Consider the following 20,774-nt stretch of genomic DNA (forward strand, 5'->3'; position numbering starts at 1 on the left):
ATTTACCAGAGGGTTTCAGCCACTATAGCACGCGGTTACTGACGGATGACTAAGGAAGAAAAGCCTAAGCCATTCACTTTTTTAACGTTTATTTGTACCGGTATACGATCTTTCATTGCCTCCACATGGCTGATCACGCCGATCATCTTCCCCGACGCATTAAGCGTATCCAGCGCATCCAGCGCGGTATCCAAGGTGGCAGCATCAAGCGTACCAAAGCCTTCATCCAAGAAGAGAGAATCGATATGGTTCTTTTCACTCATCAAGTCGGAGAGCGCTAAGGCGAGCGCAAGGCTGACCAAGAAGCTTTCTCCCCCAGAGAGGGTTTTGGTATCACGGCACTCGTCAGCTTGCCACTGATCGACCACTTGTAATTCGAGTAAGTCTCGATCTGTCCGCTGTAAGCGATAGCGACCATGTAAGCGTTCGAGCTGTTGATTTGCGAGCCAAACCAAGTTTTCAAGTGTGAGCCCTTGAGCGAAACGGCGGAATTTGTCACCGCTGGCCGATCCAATCAGATCGTTAAGGTGATCCCAATTGGCCAAATGAGCTTGTCGTTCGGTGATCATCGCGATAAGCGAGGATTGCTGCTGAGTCAGCGTATCGTCTGCTTGAAGCTGCTGAGTCACCTCACCTTGCTGAAATAATACCTGCTGATAGCGCTCCTGTTGCTGGTGGCGTTGTGCAGACAGCGTCTCGCCAGTCTCATGTGCGAGGGGAGGAAGGGTTTGGCTATGCTGTGTCACTGCCTGTTCAGATTGCTGAAGTCGCGTTTTAGCACGGTCAATCTGCTGCGCCGCTTGATCGATTTTATACTGGTAGTCCTTAACAACCGATTCTGGCAGGAGAGCTAACAAGAACTGTTGTTGGTCGCTAAAGCCTGAGGCCTGTAATGCTTCGGCGAACTGTTGCTCAGTGTGTTGATGCTGCGCCACCAGACTCTCAAGCTGCGTGATAATCTGGCGCATCTCGCCATGCGTCTGTTGTTGTTGATCTTTACAACTCTGCCAGAGCTGCCGATGCTGCTGTTCGTCGAGACGATATTGCGCAGCACGCTCTTCAAGAGCTTGGCGTAAAGCACTGACTGACTGCTCACCGACCAAGGCCTGGCGCTCTGCTCGGCATTGCTGAAGAGCAGACTCACCAGCAAGCAACTGTTGCTGACGCTGGTGGATTTCCGTTTCCCGCTGAGTCTGTTCGCGCTGTAAGGATGCCAGTCGTTCTGTCAAAGTATGCAGGGCGGTTTCCCCCGCGAGCCGTTCTTTCTGGCGTGCTTGGTATTCTCGCCAAATCTGTTGGTACTCCGTCAAGGTCTTAGCCAGTTGCGCTATGGGCTGCGGGGATAGTTGATGCTGTGCCAAATGCTGTAAGAGGACCTTTAAAGTCTGTTGTAACGCCTCTTGCGCTATTTGTGCCTGTTGGCTTAGGGTGTCCAGTTGTTGCTGCTCTGACCGAGAGTGCTGGTCGGTTAACGCCGCGGCCTGCTGTTGCTGTTGTAGGACTTGTTGATGTTGATGAACTATTTTCTCTAGTTGAGCACGCTCCGCGTGACGACGCTGCTGCTGTTCCAGCGCCTGTTGGTAACGCTGCTGAAAATCCTGTTGCTGAGTATAAGCCTGTTCCAGTCCCTCACGGTCCTCAAGACTCAGGGAAATACCCTGTTGTGCGGTTTCGTGTTGCCATGTCGAGCGCAGGTCGGTAATACGCGCCTCCGCTTGATCGAGTAGCTGGCGTTGCTGCTGTGCCTCACGCTGGCTATTGTGGCAGTCAGCCTCCAAACGGGTAAGTGCTTGCCTAAGCCTATCGACCGCTTCCCGCTGCTGATCGCGGGCAGTGAAATGATGGGATGTCGGGACAGCCGCCGATCTTTCCGGATGACCCGGGTGGGACGTTGAACCGCACACCGCACAAGGCTCCCCTTGCTGCAAACTTTCACGCAGACGTTGCAAATCGGCGACCTGCTGCTCTAGCACACAGAGTTTTTCTAAGGCATTGAGGTGCGCGGTTTCAGTTTCCAGCTGCTGTGCATGCCGATTCTGCTGCTGTTGCAAGGAGATCAACTGTTGTTCGCTGCAGGTAAGTGCTTGTTGCGCCTGCTCAGCCGCGACTCTCTGCGTTTGCCATTGATCTGAATAGCGTATTAATTGTTGATAGCAGGGGGTTAATTGCCCCTGCTGTTGGTGCCATTGCGTTAGGGCCGCAAAAGCCGATGCTTCCTCTTGTGCTAGAGGATGTTGTAGAAAAGCGGTTAAGGCCGATTCGCTTTCCGTAACCAGACGTTGCGCGTTATCAATCTGTTGCTGTTGGCCTGACCGTGTACGGCTTAGCGAATGCAATGTGCTTTTCCGCTGTTCAAGCTGCTTTACCATGGCCTGATGAGCATTTTCCTCTCGCAACAGCTGCTCGGCTGTGTGCTGCCAGCCCCCCAGTTCCGGTCCCCACTCGCTCAGTGTCGGATAGCGCTGTTGCCAATCTTCAATCACTCGAAGACGTTGCTGCTGAGTGTCTGCTTGTTGGGTTAACAGACTCAACTGCTGGGCTGTTTGCTGATAGGTCTGTTGCAAAGGACGTTGCTGCTGCGCGAGCTCTTGCTGTTGCTGAGTCAACTGTTTAATACGCTCATCAAGGGGAATAATCTGTTCCACCAGCAATTGCTGTTGCTGCTGCTGGTGGATTTGGAATTGCTGTTCCGCTTGAACGGTGTTTTGCCACGCTTGATAGCGGCTCTGTATTTGCTGTTCGGTGTGTTCAACCTGTTGTTGTAAGGTCGATTGCTGAGCGCGTGTCGCCGCTAAACGATGAGTCGACTGCTCTAAGGCTTGCCAAAAGGGTAACAGTTGTACTGCGGGTTGGTAGGCAGCAAGCTGATCCCGTAGCGGGGCAACGTTCTCTGCTTGCTGTTGAGTCGTGACTAACGCCTGCTGACTATCAGTGACCTGTTGAACAAGCTGTTGATGGTAGTGCTGCCAATTCAGTGCATTATGCAGCTGTTCAAGCTGTTGCTGTAAGGCATCACGTTCTTGGGCTAAATCTTTATGTTGTTGAAACAGCGCGTCACGCTGCGAATGGTCAAGCAGCGTAACGCCAGAGAGTTTGGCCTGCAACTGGTCGAGCTCGATCTTATACTGCTTATGTCGCTCGTAGACCTGCTGTGATAGACGCCCATAGATATCAGTACCCGTCAGTTCTTCAAGTAATTCGGCCCGCTCCGACACGGGAGCGTTCAGAAACGCAGCGAACTGCCCCTGCGACAGCATCATTGAACGAGTAAAACGTTGGAAATTTAGACCAGAAAGCGTTTCGATAGTCTTAAGTTTATCCGAAACCTTATCTGCGAAAATTTTGTTATCGGCACAGCGAGCAAGTTCGACTTTCGGCGGCTGTAACTTACCTCGGTGATCGTTTCTTGCGCGGTTCTGGCTCCAGAAGGCTCGCCAAGCCTCCCCTTTAATTTCAAATTCAACCTCGGCCATACAATCACTGGTGCCACGGGTCATCAGCTGATTTTGCGTCGGCGAGATCGCCCCTAAACGTGGCGTCTGATGATAAAGCGCGAGGCATATCGCATCTAATAGTGTGGTTTTTCCTGCGCCAGTTTCTCCGGTGATAGCAAATAAGCCATTGTCGCTAAAGGGGGATAACCTAAAGTCGATAAACCACTCTCCGCGCAGGGAGTTTATATTTTTAAGGCGTAACGTGACTATTTTCATCGCTTATTCTTCTGCCTCATCAAGTTGTGCGGAGACTTCTCGGAACAGTTGCAGCAGGGTGTGAGTCTGGTCATCATTCAAGGGCTCTTGTGCTAATCGCCGCCGAAATACTTCTTCAGGCGTTAATTCGCTTAAGGTCTCTTTAACGTTGCTGGTGAGGGCGAGGGGGGACTGAAGCCGTTTACGTCGCAGTAAGAGAATTTCCACGGCCAGGCCCTCGGTCATTTTTTCTACCCGTTGTTGCAAATCGCTGAGATATTCCTCGTGGTGGATCTCGATATCCAGCCAGATTTTCTGTCCAGGTGTCGGTGGCGCAAGGTCTGCTAGCTGATTAGCTAGCTCACTTAAGTTCCCTTTCAAGCTGCGCATCGGTTGAAAACACGGAATATCGACCGCTTGCCACTGTAATGGCTGGTCGGCACTTAAGGTGATAAGCGTGATACTCTTCGGCGACCCCAGCTCATCAAAGCTTAACGGGATCGGTGAACCGGAATAGCGAATCGACTTATCGCCGCTAACATTTTGTGGGCGATGGATATGCCCTAGCGCGATATAGTCAGCCGGTGGAAAGGCACTAGCAGGAAAAGCTTCTAACGAACCGATATAGATGTCGCGGACAGAATCACTCTTCGTCACGCCTAGCGCGGTAAGGTGCCCGGTTGCAATGATGGGTAGAGTATCGCCCTGATACTGTTGCTGGAGGTGAAGCGCTTGCTGAAAAATATCCTGATAATAGCCAGTGATAGCCTGTAAAAGGTCTTGTTGCTTCTCTCTTGCCGACAGCCCGGCTTGACTCAACTGAATATCTCGCGGGCGCAAATAGGGGATAGCGCAGAGGATTGCTGCAACGTTACCTTGCCTATCTCTTAACGGAAAAATCGGCGAGTCGCCTTGCTCCGTCGGACCAGTAATAATATGGGTATTGAGGCAGGCGACCAGCTCTCTCGATTCATTCAACGTTGCTACCGAATCATGGTTGCCCGCTAGCAGGTAAAGCTGACAGCCAGTCTCTTGTAGCGACACAATGAATTGGTTTAATAGCTCACGGGCATAACTGGCCGGGGTAGCGGTATCAAAAATATCCCCAGCCACGATGATGGCCTCGACCTCTTGCTCAATGACTAACGCCTTCAACCACTGAAAAAAAGCCTGATGCTCCGCCGCACGGCTTCGCGCATAAAAAAACTGGCCTAAGTGCCAATCTGAGGTATGAACTATTTTCATCAGGCTTCACTTCTAAAGTTATAAAGGCAGGAGTATAGCCTTTACCGATGGGGCAAAAAACACCTCGGGGCAAACTTGCAATAGTTAAGGGAAGATGATTAGTTACTACCGTTATTCATAAAACTGTAATAAAAGTGACAGATAATGGCGCCCATGCCTAAGTAAGGGGTTAATTTTGGAGATAAAATGGCCAAGCGGATCTTAGTAGTAGAAGATGAAGCCCCCATTCGTGAAATGATTTGTTTTGTACTCGAACAGAATGGTTATGACGTAATCGAAGCAGAAGACTATGATCGTGCTCTCCGACAATTAATTGAGCCTTGGCCAGATTTGATCTTACTGGATTGGATGCTGCCCGGCGGCAGTGGTATTCAGTATATCCGGCATTTGAAGAAAGAGGCCTTTACCCGCGATATTCCGGTGCTGATGCTGACCGCGAAAGGGGAAGAGGAAGATCGGGTGCGAGGGCTAGACGCCGGGGCCGACGATTATATGCTCAAGCCTTTTTCACCGAAAGAATTGAACGCGAGGATTAAAGCGATCCTTAGACGTATCTCGCCGATGCCAGAAGATGAAGTCATTGATATCCAAGGGCTTGTACTCGATCCCAGCTCGCACCGAGTGATGGCGGGGGAGACTCCGGTAGATATGGGGCCGACAGAATACCGCTTACTGCACTTTTTTATGTCACATCCCGAAAAAGTCTATACTCGTGAACACTTACTGAATCAGGTCTGGGGCACTAACGTTTACGTAGAAGATCGCACCGTGGACGTTCATATTCGACGCTTACGTAAAGCATTAGAACCCTCAGGCTATGAAAAAATGATTCAGACCGTTCGTGGCGCAGGTTACCGTTTCTCAGTACGCTATTAGGGAGCGATACGGTGCTGGATAAATTATCGCTTAAAACACTTCTGCTCGAGTTGTGTCTTGTCCTTATTGTAGCCTCGGTCATCGGATTTTTTTTTCATCAACCGGCCATCGCTATCATTCTTGGGCTCTTGCTACTGATAGGCTGGCACTTCAAACAGCTTCTGCGTCTCTCTCATTGGCTGTGGATCGATCGGAGCATGACACCGCCTTCAGGACGGGGCAGTTGGGAGCCACTCTTTTACGGTTTACTGCTGATGCAACAGCGCAACAAGCGCCGGCGCAGTGAATTACGCTCATTAATTCAACGGTTTCGCAGTGGGGCAGAATCACTGCCCGATGCCTTAGTGATGGTCACGGAAGAGGGAAATATCTTCTGGTGTAACGGTTTATCGCAAGATTTGCTTGGGTTGCGTTGGCCGGAAGATAATGGTCAAAACATTCAAAATCTTCTGCGTTACCCCGAGTTCTCGCGTTATCTGCAGCAACGCCAATTTACTCAACCTTTGGTGCAAGGACTGAATAATGGGCAGCAGATGGAATTTCGGGTGATGCCTTACAGCGATCAACAATGGTTGATCGTTGGTAGGGATGTGAGTCAACTTCATCAGCTCGAAAATATGCGTCGTAATTTTTTTGCCAATGTGAGCCATGAGCTGCGTACACCGCTTACCGTTTTGCAAGGCTATCTCGAGATGCTGGAGGAGGGAGAGATGCCGCCCGCGAGCCAGCAAAAGGCGTTAGCATCGATGCAATCTCAAACGCAGCGTATGGCAGAACTGGTCAAACAACTTCTCACGCTCTCTAAAATCGAAGCAACCCCAGCGTATGAGATGCGACAGCATATCGACGTTCCACGGCTACTGGAGCAAATTTACCTTGATGCGACCGCATTAAGCGATGGCCGACATCAGGTAGTTTGCGAGATTGATCAATGCTTAACGGTGCGAGGAAATGAGGAGCAATTACGCAGCGCACTGTCGAACCTAGTGTTTAATGCGATCAATCACACGCCGAGTGGTACGGCAATTACCCTTAGCTGGCAGCGAATCGCCAGTGGCGCAGAATTTAAGGTGATCGATAATGGACCGGGGATAGCGCCAGAGCATTTATCAAGACTGACGGAGCGCTTCTACCGAGTGGATGGTGCACGTTCACGCCATTCTGGAGGTAGCGGTTTAGGGTTAGCAATTGTTAAACATGCACTCAGTCATCATGGCAGCAAATTGCGCATTGAAAGTCAGCCTCATCATCAGACTGTTTTTAGTTTTCAATTGACTAAATCCTTTATCGTTTCTGAAGCATCGTCATCTGCTGTACCTAAGGGATAAATTCAAGGGGACTGTTGTGCTACGGTCCCTATTGATAAGCAGTAAAAAAATCGTACAGGTTAGGTCCATTTTTAGGCTATTGCGTTAAGCTGGACAAAAAACACTCATATCATTTTCTAAATGTTTCACTCTATACTTAGCATAATTACTGATTTAATCCTCTTTTTTAGAATATCCTCCTGCATTGCGCTTGCTCTGTTGCCTTTGTTTATTATAAAAGATTTACTTATGACCTTGACGGAGCTTGTGGCATAACGCCATCTCACTTTTTAATCCCTCTGGCCCAGGCTTTTAGAAGGGGAAGTGATCGTCAATAAACTATAACTTTTATAAACGACAGGGCGACATAGAGTATTTATGATGAAACGTTTAACAACTAGGGACATTTTTGCGCTGGGGTTTATGACTTTTGCGCTGTTTGTCGGTGCGGGTAACATTATTTTCCCACCGATGGTCGGTATTCAATCCGGCGAACATGTTTGGGTTTCCGCTATTGGTTTCTTAATTACCGCGGTAGGCTTACCCGTTGCAACGGTCATCGCGCTTGCACGCGTCGGCGGTGGTGTGGATAGCTTGAGTACGCCAGTCGGTAAAGCGGCAGGTATAGTGCTAGCGATAGTCTGCTATTTGGCTGTGGGCCCGCTCTTCGCCACGCCGCGTACGGCAACGGTCTCCTTTGAAGTTGGAATTGGCCCTCTGGTGGGTGAAAACTCGTTGGCGTTGGCCATCTACAGCGCAATCTACTTCTGCTTGGTTATCGTGATCTCGCTGTTCCCTGGAAAACTTCTGGATACCGTTGGTCATTTTCTTGCACCGGTTAAAATTGTCGCGCTCGCGATTCTGGGTATTGCCGCATTGATGTGGCCTGCAGGTAATAATCTGCCGGCGACGGAGGTTTATCAGCAAGCAGCATTCTCTAATGGCTTCGTGAATGGTTACCTGACCATGGATACGTTAGGGGCGTTGGTATTCGGTATTGTTATTGTCAATGCTGCGCGTTCGCGTGGTATCGAGAATCCAACATTACTGACTCGTTATACAGTACTCGCCGGATTAATTGCTGGGGTGGGTCTGACACTGGTTTACCTATCTCTGTTCAAACTCGGTTCAGACAGCGGCAGCTTAATTAGCCAATCCGCTAACGGTGCAGCGATTCTTCATGCGTATGTGCAACATACTTTTGGTGCGGGTGGCAGCCTATTCTTAGGTGTACTCATTTTTATCGCCTGTATGGTAACGGCAATTGGTCTAACCTGTGCCTGTGCGGAGTTCTTTGCTCAATACATCCCACTCTCTTATAAGACGTTGGTGGTGCTCCTTGGCGTGTTTGCGATGATTATCTCAAATCTCGGCTTGACGCACCTGATCGCGATTTCTGTGCCAGTGCTTACTGCGATTTACCCACCTTGTATCGTATTGGTACTGTTAAGCTTTACCCTAAATTGGTGGCAAGAAGCGGGGCGAATCATCAAACCTGCGATGGCGGTTAGCTTAGTATTCGGCATCATCGATGGATTAAAGGCCAGTGATTTCAGTTCAGTCGTCCCGGCAAGCTTGCAACATTTGCCTCTCTCTGAACAAAACTTATCGTGGTTACCCCCAGTGTTAGTCGTTATTATTGTGGCGGCTATCATTGATAGAATGAAGGGTAAGACTGTTAGCGTGAAAACCACGCAGTAAAACAGTATTGACGTGAACAACCACGGGCTAAGGCTCGTGGTTTTTATTTGTGGAATCGGAAAATGAAGCAACAAAAAAATACCCTAAAGCGGGGATTGAGTATCCGGCATATCCGTTTTATGGCATTAGGTTCGGCGATTGGAACGGGCTTATTTTACGGATCGGCGGATGCGATTCGTATGGCGGGTCCAAGTGTGCTGTTAGCCTATATTATCGGCGGGTTAGTGGCTTACATTATTATGCGCGCCCTCGGCGAAATGTCGGTTAATAACCCTTCAGCCAGCTCGTTTTCACGTTATGCCAATGATTACTTAGGGACTTGGGCAGGGTATTTGACTGGCTGGACCTACTGTTTTGAGATATTGATCGTCGGTATTGCCGATGTGACAGCGTTCGGTGTCTACATGGGGGTCTGGTTCCCAGAAGTCCCGCATTGGATTTGGGTACTGAGTGTCGTATTTATTATTGGCGCAATCAATATGATGAGCGTCAAAACCTTCGGTGAAGTCGAGTTCTGGTTCTCATTCTTTAAAATTGCCACCATTACGCTAATGATTATCGCTGGCTTCGGTATGATTATCTGGGGTATCGGCAATGGCGGGCAGCCCACCGGTATCTCTAACTTATGGACACATGGCGGATTTTTTGCCCATGGACTAGTCGGTATGTTGCTTTCGTTGCAAATGGTCATGTTCGCGTATGGCGGCATCGAGATTATTGGGATCACCGCTGGAGAAGCCGAAAATCCAGAAAAATCGATTCCGAAAGCGATCAACTCCGTCCCTTGGCGTATTCTTGTGTTCTATGTCGCAACGCTGTTCGTGATTATGGCAATCTATCCTTGGAACCAGGTTGGTACCCAAGGCAGCCCGTTTGTACTCACCTTTCAGCATTTGGGGATTGCTGCTGCCGCCTCTATCCTGAACTTTGTGGTCATTACCGCCTCACTCTCTGCGATTAATAGCGATATTTTTGGGGTGGGTCGTATGCTGCACGGATTGGCTGAGCAGGGGCAAGCGCCCGCCATTTTCCGTAAGGTTTCTTCTCGCGGCGCACCGGCTGTGACGGTAATCGTCATGATGGTGGCACTGTTGATTGCGGTACTGCTTAACTATCTGATGCCGGAAAAAGTCTTCTTGGTAATCGCTTCACTAGCGACCTTTGCGACGGTATGGGTATGGATTATGATCCTGCTATCGCAAATTGCTTCACGGATCAAAATGGGCAAGGAGGCGGCAAAATCACTGAAATTTGCGCTGCCGGGTGGTGTCGTATTGTCGAGTATCGCGGTGATCTTCCTAGTCTTTATCATCGCCTTGATTGGCTATTTCCCTGATACACGCCTGTCATTGTACGCCGGCGCAGTATGGGTGGTATTGCTGTTGTTAGGCTATCCGTTGACCCGTCGTAAGCGATAGACGGTGAAAGTGTCGCTGCCGATGACACGGCAGCGATTTTTTTAGGCAGGAATACGCAGAGATTGACCAGGGTAGATCTTATCTGGATGCGATAGCATCGGCTTATTCGCTTCAAAAATTTTATTGTATTGGTTAGCGTCACCGTAGACTTGCTTAGCAATTCCACTGAGCGTGTCGCCTGACTTAACGGTATAGAACTTGCTCTCGGACGTAGTATCCGTCGTTTTCACGTTATCTTCGACATGACTAACGCCCGCAACGTTGCCGATAGCCACCAAGATTTTCTCTTTCAGTTCTTGGCTAATTCCATCACCGCTGACAGTGGCTTTATCACCCTCTACATTAACTTGTACTTTATCAGCCCCCGGAATCCCCAGTTTTTTTAGGTGATCCTGAATTTTGGTTGCCGCATCGTCATGTGAGGTGACTGAATCCCAAATTTTTTCACCTGCTTCTTTAACAAAATCAAATAAGCCCATTACAAACTCCTGTTTTAGGTCGTGAAAATAGTCAGTATTTCACCGTAAAGCATAGACTATTTCTTTCACAATGAGAGATATCTGGCTGTAGTGAATAAATTTAATGCTAGGCGTTTCTGTCCTCAGGGGTTCGCGCTACACTAGTTGACCCTACTGCCTCAGTTTAGGAGACACCATGTATTGCCCTTTTTGTAACGCTGTCGATACCAAAGTCATTGATTCTCGTTTAGTCAGTGAAGGGTCGTCAGTACGTCGCCGTAGGCAGTGTTTACTCTGTAGTGAACGATTTACCACTTTCGAAATTGCCGAATTGGTGATGCCACGTGTCATTAAAAGCGATGAGGTTAGAGAGCCTTTTGATGAAGAAAAGATGATGCGTGGGTTGCTGAAGGCCTTAGAAAAGCGTCCAGTTAGTGCGGATGCCCTGGACAACGCCGTGCACAGAATTAAAGCGCGATTACGCGCGACCGGAGAACGCGAGCTGCCAAGCAAGGTGGTAGGGAATTACGTGATGGACGAATTGAAATTATTGGATAAAGTCGCTTACATCCGCTTTGCATCAGTTTATCGTAGTTTTGAGGATGTTCGTGAATTCGGTGAGGAAATTGCCAAGCTGGGGAGCGAGTAATGTCAGATCAAGTGTTTATGCAACAGGCTTTAGACCTCGCCAAAAGGGGACGTTTTACCACTAACCCTAATCCAAATGTCGGCTGTGTGATCGTTCAGGATGGCGAAGTGGTCGGTCAAGGCTGGCATAAAAAAGCAGGCGAAGGGCATGCAGAAGTCAATGCACTGCGTGAGGCCGGTGATAAAGCGCGAGGCGCGACAGCCTATGTCACGCTCGAGCCTTGTAGCCATCATGGTCGGACACCGCCTTGTTGTGATGCGCTTATCGCAGCAGGGATCTCACGAGTTATCGTGGCAATGCAAGATCCCAACCCTCAAGTTGCGGGCAGAGGCTTGCACCGATTACGCCAAGCTGGAATCGAGGTCGAGTTCGGCCTATTGGCGGCAGAGGCTGAAGCCTTAAACCGAGGTTTCCTAAAACGGATGCGAACAGGCTTCCCTTGGGTACAACTAAAATTGGCCGCGTCGCTGGATGGGCGCACAGCCATGGCGAATGGTGAAAGTAAGTGGATCACTTCTTCTGCAGCACGACAAGACGTCCAGGAGTTTCGCGCCCAGGCCTCAGCCATCCTCACCACCAGTAAAACTGTGCTCGTCGATAATCCTAGCATGAATGTACGCTGGTCAGAGTTAAGCCCTGCAGCCCAAGCGACTATTGGGGGAGAAGAGCTGTTAGGTCAACCGATTCGTGTGGTGCTGGATCGTCACCGTCAAGTGAACGATGATCAGACCCTGTTCACGGTGACGGAGGCACAGACATGGCGAGTCGTTACTCAGCCGGGGGTAGACTCCTCGTGTTGGACTAAAACCCTAGTCGTTCCTGAGCACCAAGAAAATATCGATTTGGTCGCATTAATGATGGTGTTGGGCAAACAAGAGGTTAACACTGTGTGGGTTGAAGCGGGCGCAAGCTTGGCAGGACAGCTATTGCAAGCAGGTGTCGTTGATGAATTGATCCTGTATATGGCCCCGACCTTAATGGGGACCGATGCTCGGGGGCTTTGTGTGCTACCGGGCCTTGAGCACCTTGCACAAGCCTTACGATTTGAGATACAAGATATTCAACAAGTTGGCCCCGATATTCGTATTATTTTACAGCCAACCTCACTGTCTGCGTAAAAGCCTAAGCAGTTCGTTAAACATTATGCTAGAATTCGCGCCCTGTTGGGCGTCTAACTCTTAACCTGAAGGATATTTATGAAAACTATCGAAGCGCCGGTTGCTACGCCAGAAGCAAATATTGCGATTGTTATCGCTCGTTTCAACAACTTCATTAACGATAGCTTGCTTCAAGGTGCAGTCGATGCGTTAAAACGTATTGGTCAGGTCAAAGACGAAAACATTACCGTGGTGTGGGTACCAGGCGCTTATGAACTGCCACTCGCCGCACGCACCTTAACACAGACTAAAAAATATGACGCTGTCATTGCACTGGGCACCGTAATTCGTGGCGGTACTGCACATTTTGAATTTGTGGCAGGCGAAGCGAGTTCAGGGATTGCGAATGTTGCGATGAATAGTGACATCCCAGTTTCTTTTGGTGTATTGACGACCGAAAATATCGAGCAGGCTATTGAGCGTGCTGGAACTAAAGCGGGTAACAAAGGAGCAGAAGCTGCTTTGACCGCACTCGAAATGATTAACGTATTAAAAGCGATTAACGCCTGATTCTGAGGGGATTTTTGTGAAACCTGCTGCTCGCCGCCGCGCCCGAGAGTGTGCTCTTCAAGCACTTTACTCTTGGCAATTATCGAATAACGACATTGCTGATGTTGAATATCAGTTCCTTGCTGAAAACGACGTCAAAGACGTTGATGTGCTGTACTTTCGGGAGATCCTGACAGGCGTAGCGAACAACAGTGATTATCTTGATAAGCTGATGCAACCTCACCTGAGCCGTCGCCTTGACGAGCTGGGCGAAGTTGAGAAAGCCGCATTACGTATTTCGCTTTACGAACTCAGTAAGCGTGATGACGTGCCTTACAAAGTTGCGATTAACGAAGGGATTGAACTGGCCAAAATATTTGGTGCAGAAGATAGCCATAAGTTCGTAAACGGCGTATTGGACAAGGTTGCTCCACAAATTAGACCTCGCCGTAAATAATGCTATGAGGCCGGATATTCCGGCCTTTTTTTATGGCTCAGCAAGACAAAAAAGGTAAGCGTGATGGCTGGCGGAGAATTTGAGATTATTAGTCGTTATTTTAATCGTAAAACGACTTATAGACGAGATGTAGAAACAGGGATTGGTGATGACTGCGCATTATTAAATCTTGCTCCCAATCAGACATTAGCCATTAGTGTTGACACATTAGTGGAAGGTACTCATTTTTATCACGATATCGCCCCGGACGACCTTGCCTATAAGGCATTGGCTGTCAACTTGAGTGATCTGGCTGCAATGGGCGCAGACCCAGCTTGGTTAACGTTAGCGATCAGCCTCCCAGCGATTGACCACCCATGGCTACAAGCCTTTAGTGATGCCCTATTCGAACAACTCGATTATTATCATATGCAATTAATCGGTGGGGATACCACACGCGGTCCGCTATCCATGACGCTTGGGATCCACGGACTGGTACCTGCCGGAAAAGCATTGAAACGAAGCGGCGCACAACATGGGGATTGGATTTTTGTCACGGGAACCCTAGGCGATAGTGCGGCGGGACTTGCTCTGTTACAAGAGAAGTTATCGACGGCAACCGCTGAACAGCGAAATTATTTATTAAAACGGCACTTGCGCCCAACGCCGCGTATTTTACAAGGCCAAGCGCTGCGCGATTTAGCCTCTTCCGCGATCGATGTGTCAGATGGATTACTCTCAGACCTCGGGCATATTCTGCAAGCCAGCGGCGTTGGAGCGAAGATAGATCAGGATCATCTTCCTCTGTCGGCGACTCTCCAAGAAGTGGTGTCACGGGAAGAGGCGATAGCCTTTGCCTTGAATGGAGGGGAAGACTATGAACTTTGCTTCACAGTGCCTGAAGTGAACCGTGAGGCCATCATAGTAGCCTTGGCGAATTTAGGCGTTGAAGGGCACTGTATTGGTCAAATTTTACCGGCTTCCGAGGGCATTACCCTATTTGATAACGGTAAGAAGCTGCCTTACCAACCGAAGGGGTTTGACCACTTCACTGGATAAAAAAAGCGCCGTTAGGCGCTTTTTCTTTAGGCTGACCACTGCTGGTAGCTGGCGATAATCCCTTGGCTGTCTAAGCCGAGCAATGCTCTGACCTCTTCCTGCGTGCCCTGTGCGATAAATTCGTCGGGCAAGCCTAGATTGAGGACCGGACGCATCAGTCGATGAGCCATCAGAAGTTCATTGACCGCACTGCCTGCACCACCTTTGATTGACCCTTCTTCGAGGGTAATAAAGGTATCATGTGTTTGGGCAAGGGTAAGGACTAATGCTTCATCGAGTGGTTTAACAAAACGCATATCCACTAAGGTTGCACCTAACTGCTCGGCCGCGTATTTGGCTTCTTCAAGCAGTGTTCCAAAGTTTAAGATCGCTATCTGTGACCCTTCACGTACCACATACCCTTTACCCATCGGTAGGGCGACTAATGGGCGCTCTGCTAAGCCGATACCGTTACCGCGAGGATAGCGCACGGCGCTAGGCCCTTGACGGTATTGGTAGCCGGTATAGAGCATTTGACGGCACTCGTCCTCGTTGCTTGGCGTCATGATGACGAGGTCTGGCACACAGCGTAAGAAAGCGATATCAAACGCACCTTGGTGGGTTTGACCATCAGCCCCCACAATCCCACCACGGTCGATGGCGAATAAGACAGGTAACTTCTGAATAGCGACATCATGAATCAGCTGATCATAAGCACGCTGTAAGAATGTTGAGTAAATGGCCACAACGGGATGATAACCACCAATCGCTAACCCTGCCGCGAAGGTTACCGCGTGTTGTTCAGCGATTGCCACATCGAAATATTGCTGTGGAAATTCGCGAGAAAAGCGGACCATACCAGACCCTTCACGCATCGCTGGGGTGACTGCCATCAGTTTAGGATCTTGCGCCGCGACTTCGCATAGCCAGTCACCGAAAACTTTCGAGTAGGTAGGGGCAATGCTAGGTTTGCTAGCCGGTAATACACCGCTTGCGGGATCGAATTTTGGCACAGCATGCCAGCTAATCGGATCCTTTTCCGCCGGCGCATATCCTTTGCCTTTCTGCGTAATAATATGCAGGAATTGCGGGCCTTTCAGCTGGCGCATATTACATAAGGTACTCACCAGCGTCAGGACGTCGTGGCCATCCACCGGACCAATATAGTTAAAGCCGAGTTCTTCGAATAAGGTCCCAGGGGATACCATCCCTTTTAGATGCTCTTCCGTGCGTTTGAGCAGCTCTTTAATCGGTGGGAAATTATCGAAGGCGCGCTTACCGCTCTCACGTAATTTAGAATAAGTTCTTCCGGAGAGAAGTTGTGCGACACGGTTATTCAATGCCCCAACATTCTCGGAGATAGACATGTCGTTATCATTAAGTACAACTAACATATCAGGTTTTATATCACCGGCATGGTTCATGGCCTCGAATGCCATTCCCGCAGTGATGGCACCATCACCGATGATACAGGCGACTTTACGTTCTTTTTGTTCTTTCTGCGCGGCGACGGCCAGACCTAAACCTGCGCTGATAGAGGTTGATGAGTGTCCGACGCTTAATACATCGTGTTCACTTTCCGCGCGCCACGGAAAGGGGTGCAGCCCATCTTTTTGACGAATAGTACCGATGCGATCACGGCGACCTGTCAAAATTTTATGCGGGTAAGCTTGATGGCCGACATCCCAGATTAAGTGGTCGAAGGGGGTATCATAGACATAGTGTAATGCAACGGTAAGTTCAACGACACCAAGGCCAGAGGCAAAGTGCCCACTCGATTGACTCACACTATTGAGCAAATACGCGCGTAATTCTTCGCAGAGTTGTGGCAACTTCTCTTTAGGAAGTTGGCGTAATTGCTGAACGGTCTCAGCCAAGGCCAGAGTGGGATAAAGGGTATTGTCAAAACTCATCAGAGACTCATCATAGAATTTATTTATTACGCTCAACGATATAACTCGCTAACGCCTGTAATTGCTGAGTAGAAAAGCCATGCTGTTCAAGCTGTACCAGCGCATTGATGGCTTCTTGGTAAAGCTCTTGGGCTTTCGCTTTTGCTTGGTCAAGACCTAATAATCCAGGATAGGTACTTTTGCCGTGGGCAACATCCATCCCTTGTTGTTTCCCCGTTACTTGACTGTCGCCGGTAACATCTAAAATATCGTCCTGCACTTGGAAGGCCAGGCCAATCGCTTCCGCGTAACGGTCGAGAATCGGAAGGTATTGACGGCTCTCTTCTCCAGCACTTAAGGCCCCTAGGCGAATTGCAGCACGAATCAGTGCCCCAGTTTTATGGCGGTGGATAGTTTCTAGGGCTGCCAAATCAAGCGTTTTACCTTCTGCCTGTAAATCCAAGGCTTGGCCAAGCACCATACCGGCTGCACCACTGGCTTGGGCTAATTCGCTGACCATTGCAAGCCGCATTTTGTCCGAAACGCCTTGCATAGGGTTATCACTTAAAATCGAAAATGCCTGCGTCAGTAATCCATCGCCCGCTAGGATTGCCGTATCTTCACCAAAGGCAATATGACAGGTTGGCTGTCCTCGACGGAGGCTGTCATCATCCATGGCCGGTAAGTCGTCATGAATAAGAGAATAAGCGTGAATAAACTCGATTGCCGATGCTGGCACATCTAAAACGTCAGGTGAGACACCAAACATTTCACCGGTAGCGTAGACCAGAAACGGACGCATTCTCTTTCCACCTAATAATACGCCATGATGCATGGCTTTATATAAGGGAATAGACTGAAAAGTAAGATTCTCTAAACATTCTTCGAGTACGCGGTCAATACGGGTACGATAATGCGTTAAGGTTGTGGAGAGATCCATGATCACTTTTCCGGTGTGAACGTTGATAATTCAGCCTGCTCGTCTTGGGCAAGCAGAATTTGCACCCGTTGCTCGGCTTGCTGTAGTTGCTGTTGGCCTTGGCGTGCAAGAGTCACCCCTTTTTCGAATTCGTTGAGGGCATCCTCTAGCGGCAATTGACCGCTTTCTAAGCGTTGGACAATAGCTTCCAATTCAGAAAGTGACTGTTCAAAGCTGATCGTCGACGCAGGTTTTTTTGGCATATACAGTACCGGCTTGGTGAGTGAACGATAATTGAGATATATGTTAGCTGACTAGAGAGTTTTCGCAAAACACTCTGTATTGCACGACTAAAACAAGCTAATGCACCCTAATGGTGATATACTACGCGCGCTTAAATCAGAGGGTAACCCTGAAAACCATTTTAACATATAAACGATTAATAATTAACGTTTATTCCCACGTAAGTTAGTGCCATTATGAAGTTTATCGTAAAACTATTTCCAGAAATAACGATCAAAAGCCAATCTGTACGACTGCGCTTTATCAAAATTTTATCCAGCAATATACGAAACGTGCTGAAAAGCGTTGATGAAGATATTGCGGTAGTCCGTTTGTGGGACCACATTACGGTTCGTACGCGAAAGCCGGAGCTTAGCTCGGCGGTGGCAGAAGCACTGACGCGGATTCCGGGAATTCATCACGTGCTCGCTGTCGAAGATCGTAGCTTTACCAGCTTGCACGACATCTTTGAGCAAACCTTGGCTAGGTACCAAACACAACTTGAGGGGAAAACCTTCTGTGTGCGTGCCAAACGCCGTGGTAAACATGAGTTCACTTCACACGAAGTAGAGCGGTATGTTGGCGGAGGATTGAATCAACATATTGCGTCAGCCTCGGTCAAACTAAAAAATCCAGATACGACAGTGCATTTAGAGATCGACCAAGATCGCCTATTATTAATCACTAATCGTTATGAAGGGCTCGGTGGTTTCCCAATAGGGACTCAAGAAGACGTGATCTCATTGATCTCGGGTGGCTTCGACTCAGGTGTATCGAGTTATATGCTGATGCGCCGCGGTAGCCGGGTTCACTATTGCTTCTTTAATCTTGGCGGTGCCGCTCACGAAATCGGTGTACGCCAAGTCGCGCATTATCTTTGGAACACCTTTGGTCGCTCTCACCGCGTACGATTCATCGCTATCGATTTCGAGCCAGTGGTTGGCGAGATTTTAGAAAAAGTTGATGATGGTCAGATGGGTGTTGTACTGAAGCGAATGATGATCCGTGCGGCCTCTCATATTGCTGAGCGTTATGGCGTTCAGGCGTTGGTGACCGGTGAAGCACTTGGCCAAGTTTCAAGCCAAACCCTAACCAATCTTCGTCTTATCGATAACGTCTCTGACACCCTTGTTCTGCGTCCGCTGATCTCCCATGATAAAGAACACATCATCAAAGTGGCTCGTCAAATTGGCACAGAAGATTTTGCGAAAACCATGCCTGAATATTGTGGCGTGATCTCGAAGAGTCCTACTGTGAAAGCGGTCAAGGCGAAGATTGAAGAAGAAGAGAATAATTTCGATTTCACCATCTTAGACCGGGTCGTTGCTGAGGCACGCAATATCGATATTCGTGAAATTGCCGTTGAGACCACCGCTGAAGTGGCAGAAATCGAATCAGTCAGCGAATTTACGGCTCAAGATGCGATTCTGGATATTCGTTCAATCGATGAACAAGAGGATCATCCTCTCGATATCGGTGGTGTAGAAATCAAATCGATACCTTTCTACAAGCTGAGTACGCAATTCGGGGACTTGGACCGTTCACGTACCTGGTTACTCTACTGCCAGCGGGGGGTAATGAGCCGATTACAAGCCTTATACCTGCATGAGCAAGGGTTCACTAACGTTAAAGTGTACCGACCGTAATACTTAAGGCCTCAATGATGAGGCCTTTTTTTTACTCTTGATAATTGTAAATCCCAATCGGGATGGCGAGATCATGAGTAACGGCATGAGCATCTTCCTTCCCCTTCAGCAGTTCAATAATTTTCAGTGCCATATCGGTTGCACATAACGGTCCTTGACCGCTCAATAGATGATAGCGTGGGTCGATCACAACACGCCGTTCTTGCCATTGCGTATGCTGTAATAAAGCCTTCTGTTGCGGCAGGCAGGTTACATTTGCCCCACGGTAACAGTCTACCTTATCGATTAATCCCGGCACCGCATGGCTCATGGCCACAACGTAGCGTTGGCTCGCTATGAATTGAGCGATAGATTCAATCACCAAGTCGCTCTCGACGTAAGTTTCACAACTTTCTCTTCCTCCGAGTAGAAGAAGCATATCGTGGGCGTTATCGACCGCCTGACAGAGGGGAGTATCGGCCTGAAAGGTAAGCCCCTCTGCGCTTTGAAGGGTGAGGGTGCTATCACCCTCGACACTGGCGACGGTAACCTGAATACCGGCGCGCGGCAGTAAACTTAAAAAGGTGGTGATCTCAATGGCATCATTACCATGAGCGAGGCAGAGTAGCACTGAGGGCGTCGCTGACATACTCGGATTCCTTTTGTTTAATCCGTTGATAAAGCGCCGAATGCTGAGGTAAGGTTAACCCGTAGCAGCGCGCACGTTTAAGGAGATAGCCATTGATATAGTCGATTTCAGTTAAGCGCTTTGCGTGGATATCTTGACGCATAGAACTACTGTTTGCGGCGGTGAGGCTAATCACATTGACGACCTGATCGTATAATTGAAGGGTGTCGGTATGGATACCTTCCCGCTTCATCACGGTTGCAAGCTCACTACACAACGCTTTGACCTCGTCTAACACCATCATTAGCTCACCATTCTGGCAGTCATATTTAACCGTTAAAGGATTAATTACCGCATTAACCGCTAATTTCTTCCACCCTGATATTTTTATCTCATCATACCAAGCGACATCTGGCAGAGCTTGGTGGAGAATATCAGCGACATGGCTTACCGACTGCGCTGCCGCGTTTAATGGCCCGATTTGTGTTAATCCCCATGCTTTATGCAATGTCGCTGCCGCGGTACGGTAAGCTGCTTGCGTGGTCACGGCATGACAGAGTGGCTGAGTGATTACAGGCAGATCATCAATGACCCCCAGTCCATTATGCATTAAGACGATAGGGCACGCTGCAGGCAGAAGTGGTAAAAGCGGTGTTAATGCCGATTGCAGTTGCTGGGCCTTCAACGTTACCAGCAATAATTCACATTGTTGCAGAAGGTGAGCATCATTAACGGAGAACCTATGCTGATAGCAGTTTTGTTCAGGGGTGAAGACCTGTATAGCGAGCTGCGGTTGTGGCACTTTGAGCCACCCTTGTACATCATGGCCTGCTCTGAAGAGAGCCGATAGCCATATCTGACCTAAAGCACCACAGCCTAATACTGTTATTCTCATAAAATTCCCTCGCAATCCATTGCCAATTTTTGCTGAACAGTTGTGTCGTCATTACAGATCGGTATTATGC

General features: G+C 48.9%; 18 protein-coding genes. 10 read left to right on the forward strand and 8 right to left on the reverse strand.

The features are described 5' to 3' along the window. Nucleotides 1–35 precede the first annotated feature (35 nt). Together MKR94_RS02860 and sbcD are read right to left on the reverse strand one after the other, a co-directional pair. Nucleotides 36–3,710, reverse strand: coding sequence for an AAA family ATPase (locus MKR94_RS02860; RefSeq protein WP_241645377.1), 3,675 nt, complete (start codon nt 3,708–3,710; stop codon nt 36–38). 3 nt (nt 3,711–3,713) lie between these two features. Then, complete coding sequence (sbcD, locus tag MKR94_RS02865) at nt 3,714–4,934, reverse strand: exonuclease subunit SbcD (RefSeq protein ID WP_241645378.1); 1,221 nt, start codon at nt 4,932–4,934, stop codon at nt 3,714–3,716. Nucleotides 4,935–5,120: 186 nt separating this feature from the next. Between sbcD and phoB the strand changes: the two genes are divergently transcribed. From phoB to proY, 4 genes are all read left to right on the forward strand, one after another. Beyond that, the gene (gene phoB, locus MKR94_RS02870; protein WP_241645379.1) at nt 5,121–5,810 is read left to right on the forward strand and encodes a phosphate regulon transcriptional regulator PhoB; all 690 of its coding nucleotides are present in this window, start codon (nt 5,121–5,123) and stop codon (nt 5,808–5,810) included. 11 nt (nt 5,811–5,821) lie between these two features. Then, nucleotides 5,822–7,138, forward strand: a complete 1,317-nt coding sequence (gene phoR, locus MKR94_RS02875) for a phosphate regulon sensor histidine kinase PhoR (protein ID WP_241645380.1) — start codon at nt 5,822–5,824, stop codon at nt 7,136–7,138. A 357-nt stretch (nt 7,139–7,495) separates the two neighbouring features. Next, on the forward strand, nt 7,496–8,818 hold the full coding sequence (gene brnQ, locus MKR94_RS02880; protein WP_241645381.1) for a branched-chain amino acid transport system II carrier protein: 1,323 nt from the start codon (nt 7,496–7,498) through the stop codon (nt 8,816–8,818). Nucleotides 8,819–8,880: 62 nt separating this feature from the next. Further along, nucleotides 8,881–10,236, forward strand: coding sequence for a proline-specific permease ProY (gene proY, locus MKR94_RS02885; RefSeq protein ID WP_241645382.1), 1,356 nt, complete (start codon nt 8,881–8,883; stop codon nt 10,234–10,236). A gap of 41 nt (nt 10,237–10,277) precedes the next feature. On the opposite strand, the gene lysM is transcribed toward proY, so the two are convergent. Next, nucleotides 10,278–10,715, reverse strand: a complete 438-nt coding sequence (gene lysM, locus MKR94_RS02890; protein WP_241645383.1) for a peptidoglycan-binding protein LysM — start codon at nt 10,713–10,715, stop codon at nt 10,278–10,280. Nucleotides 10,716–10,890: 175 nt separating this feature from the next. Here lysM and nrdR point away from each other — a divergent pair, with 175 nt between their 5' ends. From nrdR to thiL, 5 genes are all read left to right on the forward strand, one after another. After that, entirely contained in the window at nt 10,891–11,343 is a 453-nt protein-coding gene (nrdR, locus tag MKR94_RS02895; RefSeq protein WP_048911675.1) for a transcriptional regulator NrdR, read from the forward strand. Further along, nucleotides 11,343–12,461, forward strand: a complete 1,119-nt coding sequence (ribD, locus tag MKR94_RS02900) for a bifunctional diaminohydroxyphosphoribosylaminopyrimidine deaminase/5-amino-6-(5-phosphoribosylamino)uracil reductase RibD (RefSeq protein WP_241645384.1) — start codon at nt 11,343–11,345, stop codon at nt 12,459–12,461. The genes nrdR and ribD overlap by 1 nt, the downstream gene beginning before the upstream one ends. 78 nt (nt 12,462–12,539) lie before the next feature. Then, entirely contained in the window at nt 12,540–13,010 is a 471-nt protein-coding gene (gene ribH, locus MKR94_RS02905) for a 6,7-dimethyl-8-ribityllumazine synthase (protein WP_241645385.1), read from the forward strand. Nucleotides 13,011–13,026: 16 nt separating this feature from the next. After that, complete coding sequence (gene nusB, locus MKR94_RS02910) at nt 13,027–13,446, forward strand: transcription antitermination factor NusB (RefSeq protein WP_241645386.1); 420 nt, start codon at nt 13,027–13,029, stop codon at nt 13,444–13,446. Between the two features lie 63 nt (nt 13,447–13,509). Continuing rightward, a complete protein-coding gene (thiL, locus tag MKR94_RS02915) occupies nt 13,510–14,484 on the forward strand; it encodes a thiamine-phosphate kinase (protein WP_214218151.1) in 975 nt (324 codons plus the stop codon). Between the two features lie 26 nt (nt 14,485–14,510). Here the strand turns inward: thiL and dxs are convergent, their stop codons facing one another. The 3 genes from dxs to xseB are packed head-to-tail and all read right to left on the reverse strand — an operon-like array spanning nt 14,511 to nt 17,537. Continuing rightward, nucleotides 14,511–16,376: a 1-deoxy-D-xylulose-5-phosphate synthase gene (dxs, locus tag MKR94_RS02920; RefSeq protein ID WP_241645387.1), complete on the reverse strand. Its 1,866-nt coding sequence runs from the start codon at nt 16,374–16,376 to the stop codon at nt 14,511–14,513. Nucleotides 16,377–16,395: 19 nt separating this feature from the next. After that, nucleotides 16,396–17,295, reverse strand: coding sequence for a (2E,6E)-farnesyl diphosphate synthase (gene ispA, locus MKR94_RS02925; protein ID WP_241645388.1), 900 nt, complete (start codon nt 17,293–17,295; stop codon nt 16,396–16,398). Between the two features lie 2 nt (nt 17,296–17,297). Continuing rightward, nucleotides 17,298–17,537, reverse strand: coding sequence for an exodeoxyribonuclease VII small subunit (gene xseB / locus MKR94_RS02930; RefSeq protein ID WP_048911682.1), 240 nt, complete (start codon nt 17,535–17,537; stop codon nt 17,298–17,300). Nucleotides 17,538–17,753: 216 nt separating this feature from the next. Here xseB and thiI point away from each other — a divergent pair, with 216 nt between their 5' ends. Next, nucleotides 17,754–19,202, forward strand: a complete 1,449-nt coding sequence (thiI, locus tag MKR94_RS02935) for a tRNA uracil 4-sulfurtransferase ThiI (protein ID WP_241645389.1) — start codon at nt 17,754–17,756, stop codon at nt 19,200–19,202. A 31-nt stretch (nt 19,203–19,233) separates the two neighbouring features. Here thiI and MKR94_RS02940 read toward each other — a convergent pair whose 3' ends face one another. Both MKR94_RS02940 and panE read right to left on the reverse strand, forming a co-directional pair. Beyond that, the gene (locus tag MKR94_RS02940; protein WP_241645390.1) at nt 19,234–19,830 is read right to left on the reverse strand and encodes a DJ-1/PfpI family protein; all 597 of its coding nucleotides are present in this window, start codon (nt 19,828–19,830) and stop codon (nt 19,234–19,236) included. Continuing rightward, nucleotides 19,787–20,704: a 2-dehydropantoate 2-reductase gene (gene panE / locus MKR94_RS02945; RefSeq protein WP_241645391.1), complete on the reverse strand. Its 918-nt coding sequence runs from the start codon at nt 20,702–20,704 to the stop codon at nt 19,787–19,789. The genes MKR94_RS02940 and panE overlap by 44 nt, the downstream gene beginning before the upstream one ends. Nucleotides 20,705–20,774 lie beyond the last annotated feature (70 nt).

The organism is Rosenbergiella metrosideri, assembly GCF_022602565.1.
Lineage (GTDB): Bacteria > Pseudomonadota > Gammaproteobacteria > Enterobacterales > Enterobacteriaceae > Rosenbergiella > Rosenbergiella metrosideri.

Coding starts and splice junctions, on each gene's coding strand:
- MKR94_RS02860 (WP_241645377.1), bottom strand. CDS start 3,710: ATGAAAATAGTCACGTTACGCCTTAAAAATATAAACTCCCTGCGCGGA.
- sbcD (WP_241645378.1), bottom strand. CDS start 4,934: ATGAAAATAGTTCATACCTCAGATTGGCACTTAGGCCAGTTTTTTTAT.
- phoB (WP_241645379.1), top strand. CDS start 5,121: ATGGCCAAGCGGATCTTAGTAGTAGAAGATGAAGCCCCCATTCGTGAA.
- brnQ (WP_241645381.1), top strand. CDS start 7,496: ATGATGAAACGTTTAACAACTAGGGACATTTTTGCGCTGGGGTTTATG.
- proY (WP_241645382.1), top strand. CDS start 8,881: ATGAAGCAACAAAAAAATACCCTAAAGCGGGGATTGAGTATCCGGCAT.
- lysM (WP_241645383.1), bottom strand. CDS start 10,715: ATGGGCTTATTTGATTTTGTTAAAGAAGCAGGTGAAAAAATTTGGGAT.
- nrdR (WP_048911675.1), top strand. CDS start 10,891: ATGTATTGCCCTTTTTGTAACGCTGTCGATACCAAAGTCATTGATTCT.
- ribD (WP_241645384.1), top strand. CDS start 11,343: ATGTCAGATCAAGTGTTTATGCAACAGGCTTTAGACCTCGCCAAAAGG.
- ribH (WP_241645385.1), top strand. CDS start 12,540: ATGAAAACTATCGAAGCGCCGGTTGCTACGCCAGAAGCAAATATTGCG.
- thiL (WP_214218151.1), top strand. CDS start 13,510: ATGGCTGGCGGAGAATTTGAGATTATTAGTCGTTATTTTAATCGTAAA.
- dxs (WP_241645387.1), bottom strand. CDS start 16,376: ATGAGTTTTGACAATACCCTTTATCCCACTCTGGCCTTGGCTGAGACC.
- ispA (WP_241645388.1), bottom strand. CDS start 17,295: ATGGATCTCTCCACAACCTTAACGCATTATCGTACCCGTATTGACCGC.
- xseB (WP_048911682.1), bottom strand. CDS start 17,537: ATGCCAAAAAAACCTGCGTCGACGATCAGCTTTGAACAGTCACTTTCT.
- thiI (WP_241645389.1), top strand. CDS start 17,754: ATGAAGTTTATCGTAAAACTATTTCCAGAAATAACGATCAAAAGCCAA.
- MKR94_RS02940 (WP_241645390.1), bottom strand. CDS start 19,830: ATGTCAGCGACGCCCTCAGTGCTACTCTGCCTCGCTCATGGTAATGAT.
- panE (WP_241645391.1), bottom strand. CDS start 20,704: ATGAGAATAACAGTATTAGGCTGTGGTGCTTTAGGTCAGATATGGCTA.